This is a genomic window from Cupriavidus sp. BIC8F (assembly GCF_032465815.1).
In the GTDB taxonomy this organism is placed as follows: domain Bacteria; phylum Pseudomonadota; class Gammaproteobacteria; order Burkholderiales; family Burkholderiaceae; genus Cupriavidus; species Cupriavidus necator.
Genome location: NZ_CP136095.1, coordinates 1,363,686 through 1,388,153, shown reverse-complemented (window position 1 = coordinate 1,388,153; position 24,468 = coordinate 1,363,686). Strand labels below are relative to the sequence as shown.

The 24,468-nt window shown below is 67.1% G+C and carries 21 protein-coding genes and 2 tRNA genes; 6 read left to right on the top strand and 17 right to left on the bottom strand.

The features are described 5' to 3' along the window. Nucleotides 1–207 precede the first annotated feature (207 nt). The 5 genes from pcaD to RS901_RS26520 form a co-directional block, all read right to left on the bottom strand. Nucleotides 208–987 carry a 3-oxoadipate enol-lactonase gene (gene pcaD, locus RS901_RS26540; RefSeq protein WP_316157112.1) on the bottom strand — a complete coding sequence of 260 codons (780 nt, stop codon included), beginning with the start codon at nt 985–987 and terminating at the stop codon, nt 208–210. 39 nt (nt 988–1,026) lie between these two features. Next, nucleotides 1,027–1,311, bottom strand: a complete 285-nt coding sequence (catC, locus tag RS901_RS26535) for a muconolactone Delta-isomerase (protein WP_316157111.1) — start codon at nt 1,309–1,311, stop codon at nt 1,027–1,029. 53 nt (nt 1,312–1,364) lie between these two features. Beyond that, complete coding sequence (locus RS901_RS26530) at nt 1,365–1,661, bottom strand: YciI family protein (RefSeq protein ID WP_316157110.1); 297 nt, start codon at nt 1,659–1,661, stop codon at nt 1,365–1,367. A 41-nt stretch (nt 1,662–1,702) separates the two neighbouring features. Next, on the bottom strand, nt 1,703–3,043 hold the full coding sequence (locus tag RS901_RS26525) for a short-chain fatty acid transporter (RefSeq protein ID WP_316157109.1): 1,341 nt from the start codon (nt 3,041–3,043) through the stop codon (nt 1,703–1,705). A 215-nt stretch (nt 3,044–3,258) separates the two neighbouring features. Next, the gene (locus RS901_RS26520; protein ID WP_316157107.1) at nt 3,259–3,636 is read right to left on the bottom strand and encodes a short-chain fatty acid transporter; all 378 of its coding nucleotides are present in this window, start codon (nt 3,634–3,636) and stop codon (nt 3,259–3,261) included. Nucleotides 3,637–3,861: 225 nt separating this feature from the next. Between RS901_RS26520 and RS901_RS26515 the strand changes: the two genes are divergently transcribed. Together RS901_RS26515 and RS901_RS26510 are read left to right on the top strand one after the other, a co-directional pair. Further along, nucleotides 3,862–5,559, top strand: a complete 1,698-nt coding sequence (locus RS901_RS26515; protein WP_316157106.1) for an MBL fold metallo-hydrolase — start codon at nt 3,862–3,864, stop codon at nt 5,557–5,559. A gap of 88 nt (nt 5,560–5,647) precedes the next feature. Next, nucleotides 5,648–5,724: transfer RNA gene (locus tag RS901_RS26510), tRNA-Arg, on the top strand. A 90-nt stretch (nt 5,725–5,814) separates the two neighbouring features. Here the strand turns inward: RS901_RS26510 and RS901_RS26505 are convergent. Further along, entirely contained in the window at nt 5,815–6,708 is an 894-nt protein-coding gene (locus RS901_RS26505; protein WP_316157105.1) for a hydrolase, read from the bottom strand. Nucleotides 6,709–6,925: 217 nt separating this feature from the next. Between RS901_RS26505 and RS901_RS26500 the strand changes: the two genes are divergently transcribed. Continuing rightward, nucleotides 6,926–8,731, top strand: a complete 1,806-nt coding sequence (locus tag RS901_RS26500) for a GGDEF domain-containing protein (RefSeq protein ID WP_316157104.1) — start codon at nt 6,926–6,928, stop codon at nt 8,729–8,731. A 311-nt stretch (nt 8,732–9,042) separates the two neighbouring features. Here the strand turns inward: RS901_RS26500 and RS901_RS26495 are convergent. The 8 genes from RS901_RS26495 to RS901_RS26460 form a co-directional block, all read right to left on the bottom strand. After that, a tRNA-Leu gene (locus RS901_RS26495) sits at nt 9,043–9,129 on the bottom strand. Nucleotides 9,130–9,224: 95 nt separating this feature from the next. Further along, on the bottom strand, nt 9,225–10,511 hold the full coding sequence (locus RS901_RS26490) for an amidohydrolase family protein (RefSeq protein WP_316157103.1): 1,287 nt from the start codon (nt 10,509–10,511) through the stop codon (nt 9,225–9,227). 76 nt (nt 10,512–10,587) lie between these two features. After that, on the bottom strand, nt 10,588–11,280 hold the full coding sequence (locus RS901_RS26485) for a TetR/AcrR family transcriptional regulator (RefSeq protein WP_316157102.1): 693 nt from the start codon (nt 11,278–11,280) through the stop codon (nt 10,588–10,590). Further along, a complete protein-coding gene (upp, locus tag RS901_RS26480) occupies nt 11,280–11,966 on the bottom strand; it encodes a uracil phosphoribosyltransferase (RefSeq protein ID WP_410054223.1) in 687 nt (228 codons plus the stop codon). The genes RS901_RS26485 and upp overlap by 1 nt, the downstream gene beginning before the upstream one ends. Before the next feature lie 72 nt (nt 11,967–12,038). Then, nucleotides 12,039–13,361, bottom strand: a complete 1,323-nt coding sequence (locus RS901_RS26475) for a URC4/urg3 family protein (protein WP_316157101.1) — start codon at nt 13,359–13,361, stop codon at nt 12,039–12,041. Beyond that, nucleotides 13,358–14,596, bottom strand: coding sequence for a GTP cyclohydrolase II (locus tag RS901_RS26470; RefSeq protein WP_013953242.1), 1,239 nt, complete (start codon nt 14,594–14,596; stop codon nt 13,358–13,360). Before RS901_RS26470 ends, RS901_RS26475 begins: the two co-directional genes overlap by 4 nt. 278 nt (nt 14,597–14,874) lie before the next feature. Next, complete coding sequence (locus RS901_RS26465) at nt 14,875–15,975, bottom strand: acyltransferase family protein (RefSeq protein WP_316157100.1); 1,101 nt, start codon at nt 15,973–15,975, stop codon at nt 14,875–14,877. A gap of 536 nt (nt 15,976–16,511) precedes the next feature. Continuing rightward, entirely contained in the window at nt 16,512–17,246 is a 735-nt protein-coding gene (locus tag RS901_RS26460; protein ID WP_316157098.1) for a GntR family transcriptional regulator, read from the bottom strand. A gap of 128 nt (nt 17,247–17,374) precedes the next feature. Between RS901_RS26460 and RS901_RS26455 the strand changes: the two genes are divergently transcribed. From RS901_RS26455 to RS901_RS26445, 3 genes are all read left to right on the top strand, one after another. Further along, on the top strand, nt 17,375–18,763 hold the full coding sequence (locus RS901_RS26455) for an adenylosuccinate lyase family protein (RefSeq protein ID WP_316157096.1): 1,389 nt from the start codon (nt 17,375–17,377) through the stop codon (nt 18,761–18,763). 86 nt (nt 18,764–18,849) lie between these two features. Further along, nucleotides 18,850–19,839: a tripartite tricarboxylate transporter substrate binding protein BugD gene (locus tag RS901_RS26450; RefSeq protein ID WP_316157095.1), complete on the top strand. Its 990-nt coding sequence runs from the start codon at nt 18,850–18,852 to the stop codon at nt 19,837–19,839. Nucleotides 19,840–19,844: 5 nt separating this feature from the next. Further along, entirely contained in the window at nt 19,845–21,239 is a 1,395-nt protein-coding gene (locus RS901_RS26445) for a class II fumarate hydratase (protein WP_316157094.1), read from the top strand. 353 nt (nt 21,240–21,592) lie between these two features. Here the strand turns inward: RS901_RS26445 and RS901_RS26440 are convergent, their stop codons facing one another. From RS901_RS26440 to RS901_RS26430, 3 genes are all read right to left on the bottom strand, one after another. After that, nucleotides 21,593–22,060, bottom strand: coding sequence for a fumarate hydratase (locus RS901_RS26440; RefSeq protein ID WP_316157092.1), 468 nt, complete (start codon nt 22,058–22,060; stop codon nt 21,593–21,595). Between the two features lie 348 nt (nt 22,061–22,408). Next, nucleotides 22,409–22,762, bottom strand: a complete 354-nt coding sequence (locus tag RS901_RS26435; RefSeq protein ID WP_316157091.1) for a hypothetical protein — start codon at nt 22,760–22,762, stop codon at nt 22,409–22,411. Between the two features lie 209 nt (nt 22,763–22,971). Next, nucleotides 22,972–24,357 carry an FAD-binding oxidoreductase gene (locus RS901_RS26430; protein ID WP_316157090.1) on the bottom strand — a complete coding sequence of 462 codons (1,386 nt, stop codon included), beginning with the start codon at nt 24,355–24,357 and terminating at the stop codon, nt 22,972–22,974. Nucleotides 24,358–24,468: the final 111 nt, after the last annotated feature.

Sequence of the window (24,468 nt, the reverse complement as noted above, 5' to 3'; positions counted from 1 at the left end):
CTGCCGGCATGTCTCCCCGAAGGCGCATCTATTCCGTGCGCATCTTGTCCCGCACGCCGGTGACCTGTCAATTCCCATGAAGTCGGGAAGCGAGGGCAAGCGCACCGAACGCCGGCGGCATCGGTCAGGGGTGAATCATAAAGCACTATAAGGGCGATGAAAGCCGCACGCATGGCTGCAGCGAGGAGCTTTTCCCTCCCTCAAGCCTCAGCGCGTCAGGAAATCCAGCACCACCTTGCTGAATGCCTCGGCCTGCTCCAGGTTGGAGATATGTGCGGCCTCCAGCTCGACATAGTGGGCGCCCGGGATCGTCTGGGCCAGGAACACGCCATCGCGCGGCGGCGTGGGCAGGTCGCCCGAGCCGGCGATGACCAGCGTCGGCGTGGCGATCATTTCGATTTCCGCGCGCAGGTCGGCATCGCGCACGGCCAGGCAGTTGGCCGCATAGCCCGCGGCCGGGCTGGCACCGAGCATGGCGCGCAGCGATGCCACCAGCCCGGGATGCGCGGCCGCATACGGCGGGGTGAGCCATTTGTCGACCACCGCGGCGGCGATCGATGCCACGCCGTCGCGCTCGACCGCCGCGGCGCGGTTGGTCCAGTTCTCCGGCGGGCCGATATAGGCGGCGGTATTGCACAGCACCAGCTTCCGCAGGCGCGGGCCATGGTTCAGGGCCAGCCACATGCCGATGATGCCACCCATCGACAAGCCGCAGAAACTGGCCTCGCCGATGCCAAGGTGATCGAGCAGCGCGATCACGTCGCAGCCGAGTTGCGCGATGCTGTACGGCCCCGCCGGCACCGACGACTCGCCATGGCCGCGCGTGTCATAGCGCAGCACGCGGAAGTGCTTGCTGAAGGCCGCCACCTGCGGCTCCCACATGCTGAAGCTGGTGCCCAGCGAATTGGACAGCACCAGCACCGGCAGGTGCTCGGCGCCATCGAGGCGGTAATGCAGTCGGACGTTGGCGAGGTCGGCGTATGGCATGGCGTTTGGCTCAGAATCAGGGGGCTGGGTGGCAGGCGCTCAGTTCGGCGCGATGGCCGAACCGTGTTGCGCCAGCGGCGTGACCTTGATCTCCATGTACGGGTACAGCGGCAGCGTGGTCAGCAGCGTGTGCAGTTCGTCGTTGTCGCTGACATCGAAGATGCTGACGTTGGCGTACTGGCCCACCACGCGCCACAGGTGGCGCCACTTGCCTTCGCGCTGCAGGCGCTGCGACATGGCCTTCTCGTCGGCCTTGAGCTGCTCGACCAGCTGCGGATCGAGCGATGCGGGAATCTTGACGGTCATTTCGGCCATGAACAACATGGTGTCTCCTTGTCTGGGGGTACGGTGGGATGGAGGCAGCGCGGGCCGCCTCGTCAAAGATGGCGCACGCCGTCGAGATAGGCCTTGCGCCAGCGCACGATGCGCACCTCGGCAAACAGGCCCGCCCCGGTGAACGGATCGGCGTCGATGAATTGCTGTGCCGCGTCGCGGGTGTCGACATCGACGATATAGATGCCGCCGCCGGCGTCCGAGCCATCGTCATTGAGCTTGGCGCCGCAGGCCAGCAGCAGCGCCTTGTTGGCTTCCAGGTAATCCAGGTGGCTGGCGCGGGTGGCCTGGCGCACGTGCTGGTGATTGGGCTTGTCGACGGTTTCGATCAGGTACGGCATGGCAATCCTCCTGTCAGCAGCACGCTGGCCGCGGGTGAAAGTCAGGCAATCTGCGCGCCCCACAGCAGCAGCGCGGCAATGTAGATCAGGCCCACCCAGAACATCATGATCACGGTGTAGCCCATCACGTCCTTCAGGTTCAGCTTGGACAGCGCCAGCGCCGGCAATATCCAGAACGGCTGCACCAGGTCGTTCCAGGCATTGCCGAGCATCACCGACATCGAGGTCTGGCTGACCGAGCTGTTGATGGCCTTGGCCGCATCGACCATGAACGGGCCCTGGATCATCCAGTGGCCACCGCCCGAGGGCGCGAAGAAGTTGATCACGAACGAGCTGAGCAGCCCCCAGAACGGCAGCGTCTGCGGCGTGGCGATCTCCACGAACACGCGCGAGATGGTATCCACCAGCCCCGAGCCGGCCATGATCGCCATGATGCCTGCATAGAACGGATACTGCAGGATGATGCCGGAAATGGTCTTGATGCCTTCGTTCAGCTTGGCCACGTAATTGACCGGCGTGCCCAGCAGCAGCACGCCCGCGAACAGGATCAGGAAGTTGATCAGGTTCAGGTCGAGCGAGCCCCCCTGCGTGAAGTAGATGACCGCGTAGGCCATGCCGCACAGGCCGATAGCCAGGCTCAGGATGCGGCTGTGGTTCAGGCGCGCGGCCAGGGTGTTCTCGCCGCCCATGCTGTGGGCCGAGCCGGTCTCGGCCTTGGCGGGTTCCTGATGGCGGCGGATCTCCACCACATCGGCCGGGTTGCGCGGATGCAGCCAGGCATTGAGCAGCGGCAGCGTGACGATCACCGCCAGGCTGGTCAACAGCATCGGCATGGAGAAAATGGTTTCAGACAGCGGGATCACGCCCATCAGCTTTTCCATCGGGTGGCCCGGGGTGGAGATCAGCACCGGGATGCTGGCCGACAGGCCCAGCCCGTACAGGGTGAAGCCGCTGTACGCGGCCGCGATGATCAGCGGGTAATGCACGCCACGGACCTTCAGCGCCAGCTTCCTGGCGATGATGCCGCCGATCACCAGCCCGAAGCCCCAGTTCAGGTAGCTGCCGATGCCGCCCACCAGCGTGGCGACGATCACCGCGGTGCGCGGCGAGTGCACCGCGCCGACGATGCGGTCGAGCATGCGGTCGGTGAACGGCGCGGTGGCCAGCACATAGCCCATCGCCAGGATCACCGCAATCTGCGTGGTGAATGCCAGCAGGTTCCAGAACCCCTTGCCCCAGCTGACGATCACGGCCGGGGCTGCCTGTCCTTGCACCGTCACCGCCAGCGCCATCGTCAGCAAGGTCAGGCCGATGGCAAATACAAAGGGATCCGGCAGGTACCGGCGCATGAGTTCGGTGAAGAACCCGGCGATCTTGCTCATAGTTTCCTTGTCTCCAGTTTCAGCCAAAGTTACGCCATTAGAACTCCAGTTCTATATGCGAACTCCGTGAATATGCGTGGCTATGCTAATGGCCGGTCGACCGGTAGGTCAAGGAAATGGGGAAGCGCGATTACATTCGTTTCGCGCAATAATTATGGGATTTTCCGCCCGGCATTTTCAGCGCAGGCGTCCCGCGATGCGGCCGATCGGCAGGATCAATACCGCATCTGCACATCGTCGACCTTGCCCGTGCGCGCGTTGTACAGGCAGGCATAGTGGAAGCTGATCGCCGACGAACTGTCGTCAGGCTCGAACACACCTTCGCCATTGACCGAGGTCTGTGCATTGGGGCGCACGTAGTACTGCTCGCGGTCGGCCATCAGCATCACGCTGCCGGGCTGCGGGTAGCGGCGCTTGAGGGCTTCCGCCACGGCCGGCTCGCAGGCCCTGGACGCGGCCCTGGATGCGGCTTGTGGATCGACGGTGATGCGGGTGGTGGCGGAGGGCACAGGGCGCGGTGCCATCTGCGGCGGCGTTTCGCAGGCGGCCAGCAGGCACACCAGCGGCAGGCACAGGCAAGAAGCTCGGATCACGCGGACCTCCTCCAAAGCAGGGCGCCGGCAACAGCACCCCGAAAAGTGAAGCGGAGCTATCAGGTTACTGCCTCCGGCCGGAAAAGCCAAAGCCGGCGCGCCCCGGCAGCCCGGGGCAATCCCCGGCGATAGCGAATCTTTGAACGCGGCTAAACTATGGCTCGCGGCAGCGCCCCCAAGTTCCGGCCAGTTGCGCGCCGCCAGCACAACCATGATGCCGACACAATGACAACCACAGAGACAAGCGGCAACCGCACTGCCACCCCTGCCCCCCTGCTGCGCACCGCCGCCAGCCTGCTCGTCGTGCGCGATGCGCCGGCCGGCATGGAAGTGCTGCTGGTACGCCGCGTCGAACGCGCTAACGACCGCAGCAGCGGCGCCTACGTTTTCCCCGGCGGCACGCTCGACGCGCAGGACAAGGCCCTGCATGCGCATGCCCACGGCCTGGACGACGCCGTAGCCAGCGAACGCCTGGGCCTGCCGGCCAACGGCCTGGACTTCTACCTGGCCGCCTTGCGCGAATGCTATGAAGAGGCCGGCCTGCTGTTTGCCTGCGACCGTGACGGGCGCCTGCAGTCGCCGCACCAGCTCGACGCCGCCCGGCAGGCGCTGCTGCGCGAGGCAGTGCAGCGCGGCGGCCCCGGCCTGGCTCACGCTTGCGAGCAACTGGGCCTGCGCCTGGCGGCCGACCGGCTCGCCTATCACAGCTACTGGCTGACGCCGCCCGGCCTGCCCAAGCGTTTCGATACGCGCTTCTTTGTCGCCATCGCCCCCGAAGGCCAGGTGGCCGTGCCCGACGGCACCGAGATCGTGGAACACCGCTGGATCCGTCCCGGCGAGGCCGCCGATCCCGCCAGCGGCCTGGCGCTGATGCACGTCACGCGCCGCACGCTGAGCTCGATCGCACAGTTTGAGAGCGCCGCGGCCTGCTTCGCTTATTACTCGCAGTTGCGCGGCATTGCCTGCATCATGCCGCGGCTGGCCACCGGCGCGGCCGGCGTGCGCCCGGTGATGCCCAACGAGCCGTGCTACGCCGAGATCGGCCGCATCGATCCCGACGGCAACACGCACGGCCGTTATGAGCTGGCACCGGGCGTTCCGGTACGGCTGTCCGAGCGCGTCTGGCGCGTGACCGCCAACAACGGCAGCGTGATGACCGGCCCGGGCACCAACACCTACCTGGTAGGCGGCGGCGCGCGCAATGAATGGGCCGTGATCGATCCGGGCCCGGACGATGGCGAGCACGTGCGCGCCATCCTTGCTGCCGCACCCGGCCCGATCCGCTGGATCCTCGCCACGCATACCCACCTGGACCACTCGCCCGCGGCCGCCGCGCTGCAGGCCGCCACCGGCGCCACGGTGCTCGGGCGTGCCGCGCCAGCCGGCCAGTGGCAGGACGCCAGCTTCGAACCACAGCGCGAACTGGACCACGGCGAGCGCCTTGCCATCACCGAGGACTGCACCCTGCGCGTGTGCCACACGCCGGGCCACGCCTCGAACCACCTCTGCTACCTGCTGGAAGAAGAAAAGACCCTCTTCACCGGCGACCACGTGATGCAGGGCTCGACCGTCGTCATCGGCCCGCCCGATGGCGACATGCGCGCCTACCTGGACTCGCTCGCCGCGCTGCAGGACGAAGACCTCGACTGGCTGGCGCCGGGGCATGGCTTCCTGATCGCGCGGCCGCAGGACGCCATCCGCATCCTGGTCCGGCACCGGCTGCAGCGCGAGGCCAAGGTCGCTGCCGCGCTGCGCGAACTGGGCCCAGCACCGGTCAGCGAGCTGGTCCTGCGCGTCTACGACGATGTGCCGCCGCGCATGCATCCGGTTGCGCAGCGCTCGCTGCTGGCGCACCTGCTCAAGCTGCGCGATGACGGCAAGGCGCAGGAAGCGGACGGCATCTGGTCGGAAGCCACGGCGTAGCACTGCCGTGAGCATCGGGGCCAGTTGAAGTTTTTTGGCGGGGGGCTTGCGCAATCCAGAAATTGCGCTACAATGGCGCCTCTCGTGTGCGGCTGTAGCTCAGTTGGATAGAGTACTTGGCTACGAACCAAGGGGTCGTGGGTTCGAATCCTGCCAGCCGCGCCACCTATGCAGAAAGAAAAAGGGCTTCCGTTTCCGGAAGCCCTTTTTTCATTGCGGCGCTCGCATTTGGCGCCGCCCTCCCTGTTACCACCCCTACCACCGATAGCGCGCCCCGACCGTTCCGCCCGGGTTGCGCCCTGCCCTCACCTTGAACCACAGCTTCATGCCGGTCGACGTATTGCCATGCGCGCCGATGTTGAAGGAGAACAGCCCGCGCAGCAGGTCGGCATCGATCTTGGTGCCATTGATGTTGATGACCTGCTTGCGGCTGTCCTGCCACCAGTCTGCCTCGACGAAGGGATAGATGCCGGCCAGCCGCGTCGGCTGCGCGCCGTACAGGCGCACGCCGATACCGGCGGCGCTGGCATCGCCGGGCATGGCTTCCATCGGAATGCCGGAGACGGGAGACATGCCAGGCTGGTAGGCCAGCTGCAAGCGCGGCTGGATGGTCAGCCCGCCTGCGCGCGGCACCACGGCATCGACCGCCAGCGCCATGGTGCGCATGCGACTGTCGGAAAAACCGCCTGCGGTGGTGATGTCGTCCAGGTGCAGCGACATCCGGCGCGGGCGCTCCATGGCGGCAGTTTCATGGTCCACCGCGGCAAGGCCGGGAGCATCGTCATCGGGCCCGGCGCCCGTGGCAAGCGTTAACGCGGATGGGGACGACGGCGACAGCGCGGCATACTCGACGGTGACGGGCTCGGCGGGCGTGGCCGACCAGGCAGGAGAAGCAGTGTCGGCAACCAGCAGATCAGGCACATCGGCCATGGCGGGCTGCCCGGGTTGCGCCTGCAGCGGCGGGTCCCACCCGGAGACGCCATGACTTTCCGGAACGGCGTCCTCTGCATGGGCCAGTGCACACATCAGCATGGCCAGGATGACGCTGTACTGCAGGTGATGCAGGACCATGCCGGGGTGCGCGGCACGTGCGTGCCACCCGGGGCAAGTCCCCGCCTCCCTTTCTCTCGATGACAAGACCGTAGTCATGGCAACCACCTTCGGACGTTATATGTGCCTGCCCGATGAGTTTGAGCATAGGTCAAATGCCCTGCCAGCGTTAGCGGGGAGTGTTCGGCCGCGCGCGCCCCGTGCGACGCTGTCGGCCAGCAAATTTGGCCGGGCCTCTGCGCCTTTTCGTCAATAATGGCGGCAATGACAAATCTTGCAGACATAGCCCGGCATGCTGCCGCCGGGAGCAAACCTTATGGCCTTGTGGCGACGTGCGCGCCGGCGTGAGTCCGAGCCCGGGGGCATGGCGCCGCCGGCCGGACGCAGCCGCAGCCTGAAGCGCAAGCTGGCGATCGCCACGGCGGTCGGCGGGCTCTGCACCCTGGTGCTCGCCGCCCTGGTGATGGCCCGCTCGTATGGCGACTTCACCTCGGCCCGGCAGAACCTGTATGACATCTCGGCGTACCGCGAGCTGCTGGAGGCCGCCAACGTCCTGTCCGCGGAACGCGGACCAGCCAACAGCGTGCTGGGAGAGCCACCCTCGCCCCACACCGCCGCGCGCGAACGCCTGCAAGCCTTCCGCGCCCGCAGCGACGCCGCGCTGGCGCGCCTGGCCGCGCCGCCGCCGGCACCCTTCGGCCTGCACCACCACCACCTGCCGCCGCTGATGGTCGAGCGCGTGCGCGAACGCCTGGCGCGGGCGCGGGCCGAGATCGACGAACTCGCCGGGCGCCCGCGCCAGGACCGCGACATGGACGAGATCCGCCACGCCATCGAAAGCATGTTCGAAGTCGTGGACGCACTGCAGCCAGCCCTCGCCTGGCAGGTGCGCGAGCTCTCCGCCTGCGACGACGGCCTGGCGGCGCCGGCGCTGACCGGTAGGATGCTGGGCGACCTGCGCGAGTATGGCGGGCGCATCGCCTCGCAGATCATGGCGCCCGTGGCGGCGCGCCAGCCGATGCCGGTGCAGAGCCTGGTGGATGCCACGCGCTCGCGCGGTCGGCTGCTGGAGCTATGGCAGCTGGCGGGGCCGGCGTACAACATGTTCGGCGCCGTGCCCGCGCTGGAGCAGGCATACGCCGACGCCGGCCACCAGTTCTTCGGCCAGGGCCTGGCCATGATCGACAGCCTGATTGCGCAGGGCCGCGTGTCGGGCCATTACTCGATGACGCCGACGGAGCTGACCAACCGCTATGTGCGCACGCTGGAGCCGCTGGAGCGGCTGCGCAGCGTCTTCCTGGATGAGGTGGTCGCGCATTTCACGGCAACGCGCGCACAGGCGCTGCGCGAACTGACGGCCGCGTGCGGCACGTCGGCACTGATCCTTGCCGTGCTGGGCTACGTGCTGGTGTTCATGCAGCGCTCGGTGTTCCTGCCGCTGCTGCGCGCCGGCGACGAGGTGATCGGCCTGGCCGAGGCGCGCGGCCACCCGCACTACGCTGCGCCAGCGGCGTCCACCAAGCCCGCGGCGGAGATGCGGCGCCTGTTCGATGCCATCGAGATCCTGCGCCGCAAGCTGCGCGAGCGCGCCTCGCTGACCGCGCAACTGGAACACCAGGCGCGCACCGACAGCCTGACCGGGCTGCTGAACCGGCGCGCGCTGGAGCTGGTGGCCGCGCAGTACGCGGCACACGACTGCGCCAGCCTGGTGCTGATCGACGTGGACCGCTTCAAGCAGATCAACGACCGCCACGGCCATGCCGCCGGCGACCAGGTGCTGCGCGACCTCGCTGCGATGATGCGCGCGCTGGTGCCGCCCGAAGGCGTGCTGGCACGCTTCGGCGGCGAGGAGTTCGCGCTGCTACTGCCGCACGACAGGCCGGGCGAGGCCGCCGCGCTGGCCGAAACCCTGCGCGCGGAAGTCGCGTCCCGCCCGGTCTACCTTTCCGGCAGCACCCCACTGCGCGTCACCGCCAGCTTCGGCGTGGCCATCGGACGCGGCGGCGAGCGTCACTGGCAGCGGCTGTTCGGCGCGGCCGACGCTGCCATGTACCGCGCCAAGGCCGAAGGGCGCAATTGCGTGCGCGAGGCACAGCGCGAGGAAGGGGTGACAACCGGCTGAACCAGGCCGGCCCCGGAACCAGCATGGGAACGATGGACGAAAAAAACCCGCATCGCTGCGGGTTTCTTCCTGATATCCGGGGCCGGTGCCCGGCAAGGACTCGGTCACCTACGCCGGCTGAAACGAAGAAAGGCTCGCTTGCGCGAGCCTTTCCGAATATTGGCGCCCAGAAGAGGACCCGGTCGCCCAGGCGCGACCCCGGGCAACGCTTGCAAGCGTTGCCTTTTCTCGTCCTCGCGGGAAGTCCTCAAGGACTTCCCTTTCCGGGCTGAAACGAAGAAAGGCTCGCTTGCGCGAGCCTTTCTAAATATTGGTGCCCAGAAGAGGACTCGAACCTCCACAGTGTTGCCACCGCTAGGACCTGAACCTAGTGCGTCTACCAATTCCGCCATCTGGGCTTCGTTTCGCTGCATTGCTGCTGCGATGCGAACAAGGAAATTATGCCGAGCGCGACAGGGACTGTCAACACCCTGACGCAAAAAATTTGTGCTCCCTATTGCCGGCCGCCGCGCCGCAGGAAGTCCACCTGCGCCGGCCGGCCAGGCAGGTCCAGCGCGGCCATCGCCGGGGGCGTGCTGGCGATGGTCTTGCCGGCACGCAGCACCCGCAGCCGCGTGGCGCGCAGGCGGATCGCCTCCACCGGGTCGCGCGCCTGCAGCAGCACCAGGTCGGCGCGGCAGCCAGGCGCCACGCCGTAGCCGTCCAGCCCCAGGATCTGCGCGGGCGTGGCGGTCACCGCGGCGAAGCAGGCGCGCATGGCCTCCTGCCCGGTCATCTGCGCGACATGCAGCCCCATGTGCGCCACTTCCAGCATGTCGCCGGAGCCCAGGCTGTACCACGGATCCATCACGCAATCGTGGCCGAACGCCACCGGCACGCCGGCCGCCAGCAACTCCGGCACGCGCGTCATGCCGCGGCGTCGGGGATAGGTATCGTGCCGCCCCTGCAGCGTGATGTTGATCAGCGGATTGGCGATCGCCGCCACGCCGGCCTCACGCATCAGCGGGATCAGCTTGGACACGTAGTAGTTGTCCATGGAATGCATCGAGGTCAGGTGCGAGCCCGCCACCCTGCCCTGCAGGCCGAGCCGCACGGACTCGCTGGCCAGCGTCTCGATATGGCGCGACAGCGGGTCGTCGCTCTCGTCGCAATGCATGTCGACGCGCAGGCCGCGGTCCGCCGCCAGCTCGCACAGCAGCCGCACCGATTCGGCGCCCTGCGCCATGGTGCGCTCGAAATGCGGGATGCCGCCGACCACGTCGACACCCATGTCCAGCGCGCGCTTCAGGTTGTCCAGCGCGCCGGGCGCGCGCAGCACCCCGTCCTGCGGGAACGCCACCAGCTGCAGGTCCAGGTAGGGGCGCACGCGCTCGCGCACGTGCAGCAGCGCCTCCACCGCCAGCAGCCGCGGATCGCACACGTCCACATGCGAGCGGATCGCCAGCAGCCCGCGCGCCACCGCCCAGTCGCAATAGGCCAGTGCGCGCTCGACCAGCGCCTCCTGCGTCAGCATCGGCTTGAGCTCACCCCACAGCGCAATGCCTTCGAGCAGCGTGCCTGACTGGTTCACGCGCGGCACCCCGTACGACAGCGTGGCGTCCATATGGAAGTGCGCATCGACGAACGGCGGTGTCACCAGCTGGCCGGCCGCATCGACCTCCTCGGCGGCGCGCGCGGCCAGGGCCGGCTCAACCGCGGCGATACGGCCTGCGGCAATTCCGATATCGATGTCGGTACGCCCGTCGGGCAGGTTGCAATGCCGCAGGATCAGATCGAGCATGGAGTTCTCTCAGGCAGGAGGCACGGCGATGTTCTCACGGCGCCGGCTCCGGCGCCACGGTGCGCGGGTCCAGGCGTCATGCGCGCCGGTCAGGCGCCGCGGGCTCGGGATCGAGTCCGCAGCCGCGCAGCAGCAGCGCCACCAGGTGCTCGGTGGCCTGCGCATAGTCCTGCTGCTCCAGCTGGCTGACGCCGAGCACCGCGCATACCTGCGACTCGAAATCCGCATAGGTCTGCGTGGCCGCCCAGATCGTGAAGAACAGGTGCTGCGGGTCGACCGGCGCCATCTCGCCGCGGTCGATCCACTGTTGCACCACCGCGGCCTTGCGCGACACCAGTTCGCGCAGCACCTGCCGCAGGACCTCGCCGATCTCATGCGCGCCGTGCAGCAGTTCGTTGGCAAATACGCGCGATGCATCCGGATGACTGGCCGACAGCCGCATCTTGGCGCGGATGTATTGTTCCAGAGCCACCTGTGGCGGCAGCTCGGCGCGGATGATGTCGGTCTCCGACAGCCACAGCTGCAGCGTATGCGCCAGCACGGCGCGGTACAGCGCCTGCTTGGTGCGGAAGTAGTAATGCAGATTGGACTTGGGCACGCCGGCGCGCACCGCGATCTCGGCCATGGTGGCGCCGGCAAAGCCCGCGCGCGCAAAGACATGCTCGGCCGCGTGCAGGATCATGGCCTGGTTCTCCTGCCGGATGCGCCCGCCCGGGGCATCGCACGCGGGCAGCGGGCGCCGCGCCGTGGCGCTGGCGGGCGTGTCCATCAGCGCGTGCCGTAGAGGCGGTCGCCGGCGTCGCCCAGCCCGGGCACGATATAGCCGTGCTCGTTGAGCGTGTCGTCGATGGCCGCGGTGACGATGCCGACCTCAGGGTGCGCCGCGCGCAGCGCGCGCAGCCCGGGGCGCGAGGCGATCAGGCACACGTACTTCATGGTGGTGACGCCGGCCTCTTTCAGGCGGTTCAGCGCGGCGATGGCCGAGTTGCCGGTGGCCAGCATCGGGTCCACCACGATCACCATGCGCTCCTGGATGTCTTCCGGCATCTTGAAGTAGTACTCGATCGGCTCCAGTGTCTCGGGGTCGCGGTACAGGCCGATATGCCCGACGCGCGCCGCCGGCAGCAGCTCCAGCATGCCGTCGATAAAGCCGTTGCCCGCGCGCAGGATCGACACCAGGCACAGCTTCTTGCCGGACAGCACCCGCGACTGCATCGGCGCGATCGGCGTGCGGATGGCAATGGTCTCCATGGCCAGGTCGCGCGTGGCTTCGTAGGTCAGCAACTGGCTGATCTCGCGCACCAGCCGGCGAAAGTTGTCGGTGGTGGTCTCCTCGCTGCGCACCAGGGTGACCTTGTGCTGCACCAGCGGATGGTCGACGACCAGCACGCCGGGCACGCCGGCAGCATCGGCATCGAGTGGGTCAACAGCGGGAACAGCGGACATGTCGTTCATGGTGACGCTCCTGATGCCACGTTTCACATGCAATGCCTGCCAGCAACGTCGGCCGCCTGGCGGCCGACGTGCTTAGAACACCGTGCCGTCGCTGATGATGGCGAACGGCGGCGCGCCACCCTGGCGCCGCTTGGCGGCAATGCGGCGCCCCGCCGCCCAGGTGCCGCCTTCCAGCACGCGCGCCAGCGGGAAATTTTCTTCCTGCAAGCCAAGCGCCTGGCGCACGCCGTCGGCCACCAGGTCCAGGCCGGTCACCGTCAGCGCGCGCCATTCGACGATCACGGGCTCATCCACCGCATGCGGCACGGCGGCAAAGCCGGGGTCGCGCGGCACCATCAGCTCGAAGTCGTAGAGCAGGCCGCCGTTGCGGTATTCGGGCAGGCCCGTCAGCGCGTCCAGCCCGGTCACGGTCAGGCCGGCGTCTTCCAGCGGCTCCAGCAGCGAATAGGTCAGCCATTGCGTGAGCTTGTGGAACGGCACCAGCCCGCCCGGCGCGGCCGGATGCCGCCAGCAGTCGCCCAGCGACACGCCTTCGACAATGATCCGCCCCGGCCATACCGGCCCCAGGCCGACCAGCAGCGTGCGCAGCAGGAAGCCGGCGTCGAGCTGCCCGTTGACCGCATGCGCCTTCAGGTAGTCGTACAGGTTGCCCAGCCGCGCTGGCCGGCCGAACAGCGCCGGAGTCGCCTCCATCACCTCGCCGAGGCGGCGCAACAGGCCGGCGCGGCCTTCCAGCCCCACCAGCGGGTTGTGCTGCGCGACCTGGAAGGCGTGGGCGATGCTGTCGGCATCGATGCGCTGCAGCCGCTCGGCGTCCGCGCGCAGCGGATCGCCCGGCGCGGCCGAGAAGCCGCCGCGCGCGAACAGGACGAAGCTGGCCACGCCCAGCCCTTCCGAGCGCGTCAGCACCAGGTCGCTGGCCGGATCGCGGTAACGCCAGTCAGGGCCGGCGCCGGCGTCGAGCAGTACGCTTGGAATCACCAGGTCGATGCCGATGCGGGCGCGCTCCTCGCGATGCTCGGGGCCGCTCAGCGCGGCACGCTCGCACAGCACCTGCCAGCGGTTCGCGCGCTGGTCGACGGCGCCGCTTTCAAAATGGCGCCAGCGGCTGTGGTACGGCACCTGCAGGTCCGGATAGCGCTGGCGGATGGTGCTGGCGACATAGTCGGCAATGGCATGCACGCGGTCCGGATGCCAGGTGAAAAGCTCGGACGCGCCGCTGGCCACGTGTTCGGTAACCGCCGCGCAATGCGTGCGCACCGCCTCGGCACACAGCAGCGCCGAAGCGGGATGCCCTTCCGGCACCGGGCTCAGCCAACCGGCACCCGGCCGCATCTCGTTACCTGTGCCCTGGCGTTCCATGCCGGGCTTGCCATCCTCGGGAAACATCGTCATTCGTTCAACCCCCTGCCCTTCGCCAGGGCCAGTTCGTTCGCATCCGGCGGCGTGTAGTGCGTAAAGTAGCCGGCGGCCACCTTGGCATCGATCTCGACACGGGCGTCGGCGGGGATCAGGGCCTCGGGGATGGCCACCTGCTCGACCACCTCGATGCCCTGCGCCACCAGCGCGCCATGCTTCATGTTGCTCATCGACGCCCAGCGGTCGATGCGGCGGATGCCCAGCCAGTGGAACACATCCGGCATCAGTTCCTGGAAACGCATGTCCTGCACGCCTGCCACGCATTCAGTGCGGGCAAAGTAAGTCTCGGCACGGTCGCCGCCCACCTGCCGCTTGCGGGCGTTGTAGACCAGGAACTTGGTCACCTCGCCCAGCGCGCGGCCCTCCTTGCGGTTGTAAACCACCAGCCCGACACCGCCCTGCTGCGCCATCTCGATGCACACCTCGATGCCATGTGCCAGATAAGGCCGGCAGGTACAGATGTCTGACCCAAACACATCCGATCCGTTGCATTCATCGTGCACGCGGCACGCCACGCGGGTCTCGGGCTTGCCAAGCTGGCTGACGTCACCGAAGAAATACAGCGTCATGCCGCCGATGGGCGGCAGGAACACCTTCAGGTCCGGCCGCGTCACCAGTTCCGGGAACATGCCGCCGGTCTGCTCGAACAGGCTGCGGCGCAGCACGCTTTCCTTGATGCCGAAACGGGCCGCCAGCCCGGGCAGGTACCACACCGGGTCGACCGCCGCCTTGGTCACGCGCACGTCGCCATTGGCATGGAGGATGTCTCCGTCGGGCTTGAGCCGGCCGGCCGCAATGGCCGACACCAGTTCCGGCATGTTGATATGCGCGCGGGTGACGGCGATGGTCGGGCGGATATCCACGCCGGCCGCGATGCGGTCCGCAAAGACGGTGGACACCAGGTGGCCCCAGGGATCCAGCGAAACTATCTTCTCCGGGTCGCCCCACTGCGGATGCGGGCCGATGGCCTCCGCCGGCGCGGTATCGGTCAGGTCGGTGCGATGGTCGCGCTGCAATGCGCCCGCGGCAACCGCCAGGGCCCGGTAGATGGCGTAGGCGCCAGCGTGAGTGCCGATCACATTGCGCTGCGCCGGATTCGCCAGGCTGGCGATGACCGGCCCGCGCTCGGCCGCCGTGGGGGCGCCCCAGTGGATAGGCTCGGCCGGCTTGTCGCGGCGTGCGTGCGAGGTGAGGACGATATGGTCGGACATGGCACCCTCGGTTCCCGATGGAATCCTGACCAAATGGTCAGGTTTACGATTCCATACTAGGCAACCTTTGTGCCATCGCCCAATGCCCGTTTACGCGAGTGTTGCGGGGATGTGTGTGGCGCCGAACGCAAGTCCGCGCGGGCGGCATGCACGCATCGCGTGCCGGCGGCGTGACATCGGGGGTGCATACGCACCAACAGAAGGCGCGCACGGCCATGCTGGCACGGCACCGTCCGGGGCCAAGCCGTACCACCGCTGCGCGGCAATGCCTGCAAGCGTTACACGCTTTGCCGGCCGGCGGGGTCGCGACCGTTGCCCGGCAGCGCACGCAGCGCCGCCAGCGGCTGGGCGCTCTCTATGTAGCGATAGAACAGCGCGCCGGCCACATTGCTGAGCCCCCACGCGGCAATCATGCCGAACGCGTTCAGCACCGGCTGGCCCGGCGCCAGGTTCGACACCAGCGCGTTGACCAGCAGGCAAACCGGAAAGTGAACCAGGAACACCGAATAGGAAATGCGCCCGAAGAAGCCGACCATGCGCGCCCGCGGCCAGCGCTCCAGCCAGCCGCCGCGGCGCGCCACCGCCAGCAGCAGCGCAGTGGCGAGCGCCACCGCGATGCGCAGCCGGAAATCCACGGCCAGCGCCGCCAGCGCCACCGCGCCGATAAGCAGGAGCGGCAACACCGGGCGGCCGGGGTTGGATGCCCAGTAGGCCAGCGCCCCCATGCCATAGGCGCCGAAGAAGTACACGGCCCAGATATCCCACGCGGCATCGCGGTTGAACCAGAACAGCGACGCCACCGCCACCAGCGCCACGATGCCGATGCTGGCCCCGGCACCCGCCGGCGCTTTCCCGCCCGCCACGGCGCGCGCGGCCCACAACGCGCCCAGCAGCAGCGCAAACAGCTGCAGGTCGATGGCCACGTACCAGACCCCGGCCGAGAGCGCATCGACATCGAGCACGTTATGCAGCAGCGTCACGTGCGCCAGGAACTGCAGCAGGCCGGGCGACGCGGGGATCGAGTCATGCACCATCCAATGGCGCGCCAGGGCGGCACCGGCAATGCTGAGCAGCAGCGCCGCGGCAAAGGGCACCACCAGCTTCTGGTAACGCCGCCACAGCACCAGCAGCGGATGCTGGCGGATCTCCAGCCGGCCATGCGGCGCCAGGCTGCGCGCGGCGAGAAAGCCGCTGATCACCAGGAAGACCTGCACGGCGATGCGGGCGTAGTCGTACAGCCAGTCCACCAGCCCCGGGGCCAGCCGATACGCGGTATCGGACATCGGGCCATAGAAGGCCAGGTGATGGAGCACGATCAACTGGGAGCTGACCGCTTTCAGGGCGTCGATGCAAGGCAGGCGCGACGGACGGGGGCTCATTGTTATAGGAATGCTGCAATTGCCACGGAAGGCGCGATTCTACCTGCTTGCACCGGCTCCAATATGGCGCATACGCCACTACCTATAGATTCGTTACACACTACCCCCGCTTGTTGCGAGTTTGCAGGCACATGGCTTCATGTCTTAACTAGCAGCGCCTCTAAAGATCTCCCCCGCCAGGTCGCCACTACATTTGACCAGCCTCCCGCGCCGGCCCTTATGCGCCGGTAGCCTAAGCTAGAGGCAGGATTGCCACCTGGGGCCCGCTTATGCAACACCGCACGCTCTTCCCCCGCACCGGTCACGCCTTCCGTTGCGGCTTAGCTGAGTGCTCCCTCATCGCCCTTCTGGCCGCGGCCTTGGCGGGATGCGAGGGAGTCCCGCGGGATACCACAGCGACACCGCCACCACCCCGTCAGCCGATTACGTCCAGCGACGACGTGTACCCCGCCCCGACCACGGTGCGCGACACGCGACCTGCGGCGCGCACTCCGTAGGCGGCATTTGCCGGCCGCGCCCCGGCAACCGCGGCCTGATCAGCCGGCCGAGCGCTGCAAGCGCATCGATACCGAAAAGCTGTCCGCGGGATGCACCGTCACCGAGACTTCGAACGTCTCGCCCGCCGCATCCATATAGCGCCGCACGATCTTCAGCGCCGCGGCGCCAGGCTCCAGCCTGAGCGCGTCAGCAACGGGCCGGTCGCTGACCGCAACCGCGCGCACATCCTGGTAGATCTCGGCGATCTGCCGGTCATAGCGTGACTCGATCAGCGTGCTGACCAGCGTGTCGGGCGACTCCCGCACCATCTCGCCGATCTCCGCATAGGCAGGATCCACGTAGACATCGGTCCACGCCATCGGCGTGCCGTCCTTGCCGCCATCCATGCGCAGGCTGGAGATGCGCAGCCAACGCGCACCGGGCGCGCAGCCGATTTCCGCCGCGACGTCGGCCGGCACGGCAACCTCCTCGACCGACTGCACCACGCGCAGGTGCTCCGCACCGAACTGCACCAGGTCATCCACCGACGCCAGCGACGGCCGGAACACCGGCCGCGGCCTGGCCGATTCCACCCGCGTGCCCACGTTCTTGCGCCGCGACACCAGCCCCAGCTGCTGCAACTCCTGCAGCACCGCACGGATGGTGTAGCGGCTGGCCTGGTACTGCTCGCACAGCTCGAATTCGGTGGGCAGCAGCGACCCGACCGCGTAGCGGCCGGTGGTGATCCCCTCGATAAGTTGCCTGCTGATCTCTGCTGGATTGGATTTGTTCATGACCGCCTGCCGCGTCACAACCATTGAACGCGGGTTAACCCTTATTTTCTAAATATGTTCGAACATATTTAATGCTGAATATGTTCGAACATATTACCGGACTGCCCCTTTCCCCTCAAGGTAGCACCATGACCCTGTTCTCTGCCCCCACCGCCAGCACCGTCGTTGATTCCATCCTGTTCCGCGATGCCTTTGGCACCGCCAAGATGCGCCAGATCTTCTCCGATGTGGCGCTGATCCAGCGCTATATCGACGTCGAGGTCGGGCTCGCCAAGGCCGAGGCCAGGGTCGGCGTGATCCCGGCGGAAGCAGCCGAGGTCATCGCCCGCGAATCGCGCCTGGAGCGCATCGACTTCGACCACATGCGCGAGGAGACCGACATTGTCGGCTATCCGATCCTGCCGCTGGTGCACCAGCTGGTGGCGATGTGCGGCGAGGCCGGGCGCTACGTGCACTGGGGCGCCACCACGCAAGACATCATGGACACCGCGGTCGCGCTGCAGGTGCGCGACGCGCTCGACAGCATCGACGCCGATATCCGCGAACTGCGCGGCATCCTGGCCGACCTGGCGGTGAAGCACCGCGACACCCCGATGGCGGGCCGCACCCACCTGCAGCAGGCGCTGCCGGTGACCTTCGGCTACAAGGTGGCGATCTGGCTGGCCATGTTCGACCGCCACCAGCAGCGCCTGGCAGAACTGCGCCCGCGCGTGGCCGTGGTCGAATTCGCCGGCGCCGCGGGCACGCTGGCGTCGCTGGGCGGGCAAGGCGACAACAAGGGCTTCGCCGTGCAGGAGGCACTGGCTGAAGAACTGGGCCTGGGCGTTCCCGCCACCACCTGGCACGTGGCGCGCGACGGCTTTGCCGAGGCGGTGAACCTGCTCGCGCTGATCACCGGCTCGCTCGGCAAGATCGCACTCGACATCATGATCATGGCGTCGACCGAGTTCGCCGAGGTCTACGAGCCCTTTGTCAAGGGCCGCGGCGCCAGCAGCACCATGCCGCAGAAGCGCAACCCGATCTCCAGCGAGCTGATGCTGGCGGCCTCCAAGGCGGTGCGCCAGCACGCCGGCCTGATGGTCGACGCAATGGTGCAGGACTTCGAGCGCGCCACCGGCCCCTGGCATGCGGAATGGATCGCCATCCCCGAGAGCTTCATCCTGAGCGCCGGCGCGCTGCACCAGGCCAGGTTCGCGCTGGGCGGCCTGATCGTCGATGAAGCGCGCATGAAGCACAACCTCGGCATCTCCAAGGGCCTGATCGTGGCCGAGGCAGTGATGATGGGCATGGCCCCGCATATCGGCCGCCAGCAGGCGCACGACGTGGTCTACGACGCCTGCCGCACCGTCAACGAACACGGCGGAACGCTGGCCGATGCCCTGGCTGCGCTGCCCGAGGTCACCCAACACTTCGACCGCGCCGCCATCGATCGAATGACCGATCCGGCCAACTACCTCGGCCTCGCGCCGCAAATGGTCGACCGCGCCGTCGCCCTGTCCACGCAATCCGCAGCCTGAAACCGCAGACCAGTCGCCTGGCACGCCGCTGAACAAGGCGCAGGCGATCTGACATCACAAGTACACCGACACAGGAGACAAAGCCCATGAACCCCATCAGCAAGCTGGCCGCGTGCGCGGCACTGGCCATCGCCACGGCGGCGGCCGCTACCCCGGCGTTGGCCCAGGCCTGGCCGACCAAGCCGATCACCTGGATCGTCCCGTTCGCCGCGGGCGGCCCGACCGACGCGCTGGCGCGCACCATTGCCGAGCGCGTCTCGCGCGAGGTCGGCCAGTCGATCATCATCGAGAACTCGCCGGGCGCCGGCGGCACTGTCGGCGCGGCCAAGGCGGCGCGCGCGCCGGCTGACGGCTACACCATGCTGGTGGGGCACATGGGCTACATGGGCGCGGCCCCCGCGCTGTACAAGAAGCTGCCCTACGACCCGGTCAAGGATTTTGCGCCGGTGTTCCGCTTCCCGGATACGCCGATGGTGCTGATGGTGCGCAAGGACCATCCCGCCAAGGACGTGCGCGCGCTGGTCGAGTACGGCAAGAAAAACCCGGGCAAGCTCAATATCAGCAACGCCGGCATGGGCTCCACCTCGCACCTGGTGGCAGCGCTGTTCGCCGCGTCGGCGGGTATGCAGGTGTCGCTGGTGCCGTACAAGGGCGCCGGCCCCGCGCTGATCGACGTGATCGGCGGGCAGGTGGATGGCATGTTCGACCAGACCAATACCGCGCTGCCGCAGATCACCGAGTCCAAGGTGCGGCCGCTGGCGGTGACCTCGGCCACCCGCGTGGCGCAGCTCAAGGATGTGCCGACGCTGGCGGAGTCGGGGCTGCCCGGCTTTGAAGCCAGCACGTGGTACGGCATCTACGCGCCCAAGGGCACGCCGCAGGCCGTGGTCGACAAGATGCAGCAGGCCTACCTGAAGGTGATGAGCGACAAGGCCTTCACCGGCAAGATGACCGCACAGGCAATCCAGATGCTGCCGCCTGAGCAATACACCGCCGCGGCGCTGGGCAAGCACACCCAGTCCGAGATCACCCGCTGGAAGACCGTGGCGGCCAAGGCCAACATCTCGCTGGACTGAGCACCATGTCCGGATTGCGCATAGAACACGACGCCTTCGGGCCGGTCGACATCCCCGCCGACCGCTACTGGGGCGCCCAGACGCAGCGGGCGCTGGCGATCTTCGAGGTCGGGGAAGAACGCTTCCCCGCCTGCCTGATCCACGCCTTCGGCGTGCACAAGATGGCGGCGGCCAGGGCCAACCTGCGCTGCGGCGTGCTGGACGCCGCCATCGCCGAGGCGATCATCGCCGCCGCGGCCGAGTTGCGCAGCGGCCAGTTCGACAGCCATTTTCCGCTGACCATCTGGCAGACCGGCTCGGGCACGCAGACCAATATGAACGCCAACGAAGTCATCGCCAACCGCGCCAACGAGCGGCTAGGCCAGGCCCTGGGCACGCGCGCGCCGGTGCACCCGAACGACCACGTCAACGCGTCGCAGTCTTCCAACGACAGTTTCCCGACCGTCATGCACATGACCGCCGCGCTGGAACTGGAAGACCGCCTGCTGCCCGCGCTGGCGCTGCTGCGCGACACCCTGCGCGAGCGCGCCCATGCCTTTGCCGACGTGCTCAAGATCGCGCGCACGCACCTGATGGATGCCGTGCCCATGACCATGGGCCAGGCCTTCGACGGCTTCACCGCGCAGGTCGATCACGCCATCGAGCGCGTGCGCGACGCCCTGCCCCGCATGCTGTTGCTGCCGCAGGGCGGCACCGCGGCCGGCACCGGCCTGAACGCGCCGGCGGGCTTCGCCCAGGCATTTTGCGCGGAAGCCAGCCAGCTGACGGGCCTCGCCTTCCGCCCCAACCCGTGCAAGGTCGAGGGCATGGCCGCGCACGATGCACTGGTCGAGCTGTCCGGCGTGCTCAACGTGGTCGCCGTCTCCTTCACCAAGATCGCCAACGACCTGCGCTGGCTCGGCTCGGGCCCGCGCTGCGGGCTCGGCGAGCTGCTGATTCCGGAGGACGGCCTGACCTCGTCGATCATGCCCGGCAAGCGCAACCCGACCATCGCCGAGGTGATGGTGCAGGCCGCCATGCAGGTGGCCGGCAATCACGTCACGGTGACGATGGCTGGCGCCTCCGGCAGCTTTGAACTGAACGTGGCCAAGCCGGTGCTGATCTACAACGTGCTGCAGTCGGTGCGCGTGCTGGCCGACAGTGCGCGGGTGTTCGCGCAACGGCTGGTGCAGGGGCTGGTCCCCAACCAAGATCAGCTGGCACGCAACCTGGACAGTCCACTGCTTGCGGTGACCGCGCTCAACCCGGTGCTGGGCTACGACCGTGCGGCGCAGATCACGACGCTTGCCGTTGCGCAGGGAATTTCGCCGCGGGAAGCCGCGATTGCGCTGGGATTTCTGAGCGGTGAGGAATTTGACCGGCTGGTGAACCCGATGCGCCTGGCGAAGGGGAACCCATAGGCATCAACCGCTGCGGCGGTACTCACGGTCGCGAAATTGCTGATCACTTAGTCGTCTGCTTTCGGCCACGACGAGACTTGCTACGACCCACTCGGCGGTGACCGCATTATGGCAAGCTACAGTCACGCCTCGATCAAGTGTCCGATATCTATGACCAAGCGCAAACCATGGATCTATGGAAGTGCCGCCATCGGCCGTGACTGCTTGCAGCAAGACAGCTATTCGATGCTCTAGTGAAAGAAGGGGGTAAAGCCGTCAGCACAAAGCTCGTCGGCTTCAGCTTTTCCCAGCAGTGCCCCCATCTTGCATCAATCGGCTGGTTGGCGACATCGCGTTACCAGCCGAGGCAAGGATCACGCCGACGCTTCAGGCGACGCTACAGCCGCAACCACTTTCTTCGCCGAAGCCCGCTTCTTCGTCACAGATTTCACTGCGACCGCCTTCGGGCCTGCTTTCGCGGCGACCTTGCCCTTAGTACCGGGTGCGGCCTTTTTCGCGACTGCTTTCGTTACGGCAGCTTTACTGCCCGTCGCCTTCTTGGCGCCTGCAGCCTTGGCCTTCTTCGCCAAGAGCTTGTCCTTTGCCGCTTGCTTTTCAAAACGGGCCGCGGCCTTTGCGGCTTCCACGGCCTGGGCAACCTCGCGCTTAGCCGCTTCAATTGCCTTCTTCGTGTCGGCGCGCAGCTTCAGCAAGCGCTTCTTCGCTGCCTGTGCCTCGCGGGCAAGCACGCTGGCCTTTTTCGTTGGCACGGCCACCTTCTTTGCGGCAGGTTTGCCCTTGGCAGTTGCACTTACCCGAGTCGTTTTAGTTGTTGCGACCATGTTTTGTTATTCATAGTTGTGAGTGAAGCGCGGAGTATAACCGCACGAGTGGCGTTACATAATAAAGGTCAGTTTCTTCTTTATGTTGCGTCCAAGCGCGATCAGTCGGCGGCCGAGATGCTGTCCCCTCTTCCGCAGCGCATTCTCATTGGTATGTGGTACGTTCGCCAACTCAAATGGCAAAGCAACGAACATGGCAATGCGCTTTGACTACACCCCTGTTGATTGGGACTTGGCTGCCTGACGGCAGGGTTGCGGCATATCGGGGCATGCCCGAGTCATGGCGCATATTCCCGCGCCTGGACAACGGAGCGGGCCCAGACCAACCGCCCCGTTGCCATGCCCTGCTCAGGACAGGCATTCCCCGCTGTCGCGCGCATCGCTGCGCGCGCCGTCGGTGAAACCATCGCGCGAGCTGATGCGGGCGCCATCGGTGTAAGGGTCAGGCTTGCGCATGCCGTCCAGGTACGGATCAAAGCCACGGACCGCACACACGGACCTGCCCTGATGCGCGACCACGGGCAGCATGGTGGCCTCGGTGGCAGGACTGTGCGCGCCATCGGTAAAGGCGTCGCGCTGGCCGTTGTGTTCGGGCGCGGCAACGATCAGCGCATCGGCATAGGCACCGGCGTGGGCGGTCTGGCTGAGCCCGGCGCCAAGTGCGGCAGCGGCAAGCAGGGTCTTGGCAAGGGTCTTATGCATTGCTATCTCCAACAGGGGTGTCGGCGGCGTTGCCGCGACGGCACTCCTCGTGCAGGCGATCAGCTACGGAACAGTATGGCCCGCACGGGATCGCCTCTGCCGTGCAAGCCGTTGCCTGGCGTGGGCCGGCTGCCATCCGACGTGGCAGCGGCGTCGCGCCGGACTCCTGGATAAGGGGTACCTGCGCCCCATGTCGCAAGCGTGTTGCGTCAGGCGGGCCTGATGTTCTGATTCACGCGGAACAGGTTGGCCGGGTCGTATTTGCGCTTGATCTCCGCCAGTCGCGCATAGTTGTCGCGATAGGACGCCTTCACGTTGTCATTGCCCTCGTCCATCATCATGTTGATGTAGCCGCCGCCAGCAGAGTGCGGATGCAGGGCCAGCCAGTAGTCCTTTGCCCACTGCACGATGCGATCGTTGTTGGCCGGGTCGGGATCCACGCCGACAATCACGCTGGCAAAACTGGCATCGCGGTAGCTGAAGGCCGTGTCGTCGCAACTGGCGCGATGCGCTGCGCCATTGATCGGATACAGGTGCATGGTCGAGTGCATCGACGGCAACTGCTGCGCGTACTTGATGTGCAGATCGATGGCCTTGTCGCTCAGGTCGCTGACGAAGTCGGCTTTCCAGTACCACTGCAAGCCCGCCGGATACAGTCCGTCGAACAGGCTCTGCAAGACAGGCCAAGGGACCGGCCCGGCAAAGTCCACCGCTGGCGGCATGGCCTCGCGAATCGGGCGGAAATGCGTTTCGGCCTGATCGAGCGGGCCGGTGTAGCACCACACCACGGCGCACATCTTCTGCAGGTGAACTTCCTCCGGGAACGGCGCTGCGGGCGGCACCGTGACGAAACCGAACCAGCCATTGATGTCCTGCGGCGCCCTCAGGATGAAGTCGCGCCACCATTTCATCAGCTCGCGTGCCTGCTCCATCGGCCACAGCATCGGGCCGCCATAGACCGTGGCTACGGGATGAGCCCTGAACTCGAACGACGTCACCACGCCGAAGTTGCCACCGCCGCCGCGCAACGCCCAGAACAGGTCGGCGTTTTCGTCGTTGCTTGCGGTGACGACGCGCCCGTCGGCCAGCACGACCTCGGCGCTGAGCAGGTTGTCGATCGTCAGGCCATAGGCGCGGCTGAGGTAGCCGATGCCGCCACCGAGCGTCAGTCCGCCCACGCCAGTGGTCGAGATGAAGCCACTCGGCGTCGCCAGGCCATAGGCACTGCCGGCGTGATCCACATCGCCCCAGGTGCAGCCGCCGCCAACCCGCAGTGTCTTGCGTCCGGCATCGACAAACACGCCCTTCATGGGCGACAGGTCGATCACCAGTCCACCATCGCATGTGCCGAGCCCGGCGCCATTGTGCGCGCCGCCACGCACGGCCAGCAGCATGCCGCTGTCGCGCGCGGCGTTCACCGCCGCGATGACGTCCGCAACATCGACGCAGCGCGCGATGATCGCAGGACGCTTGTCGATCATTCCGTTGTACACGGCACGCGCCTGGTCGTAAGCCGCGTCGCCCGGCCGAATCAGTTGTCCCCGAAAATGCGCCTTGAGTGCGGCTGCGACGGGTTCGCTCAACGAAGCATCCATGGTTGTCTCCTGTCCGGTTGGTATGCAGGAGTTTTAGCAACCTCGGCGTTTCGAAAGCGTTAGGTGAACCGTTACATGGGGATTCTGCCTCCCGACCGGCGCGCGGTGGTC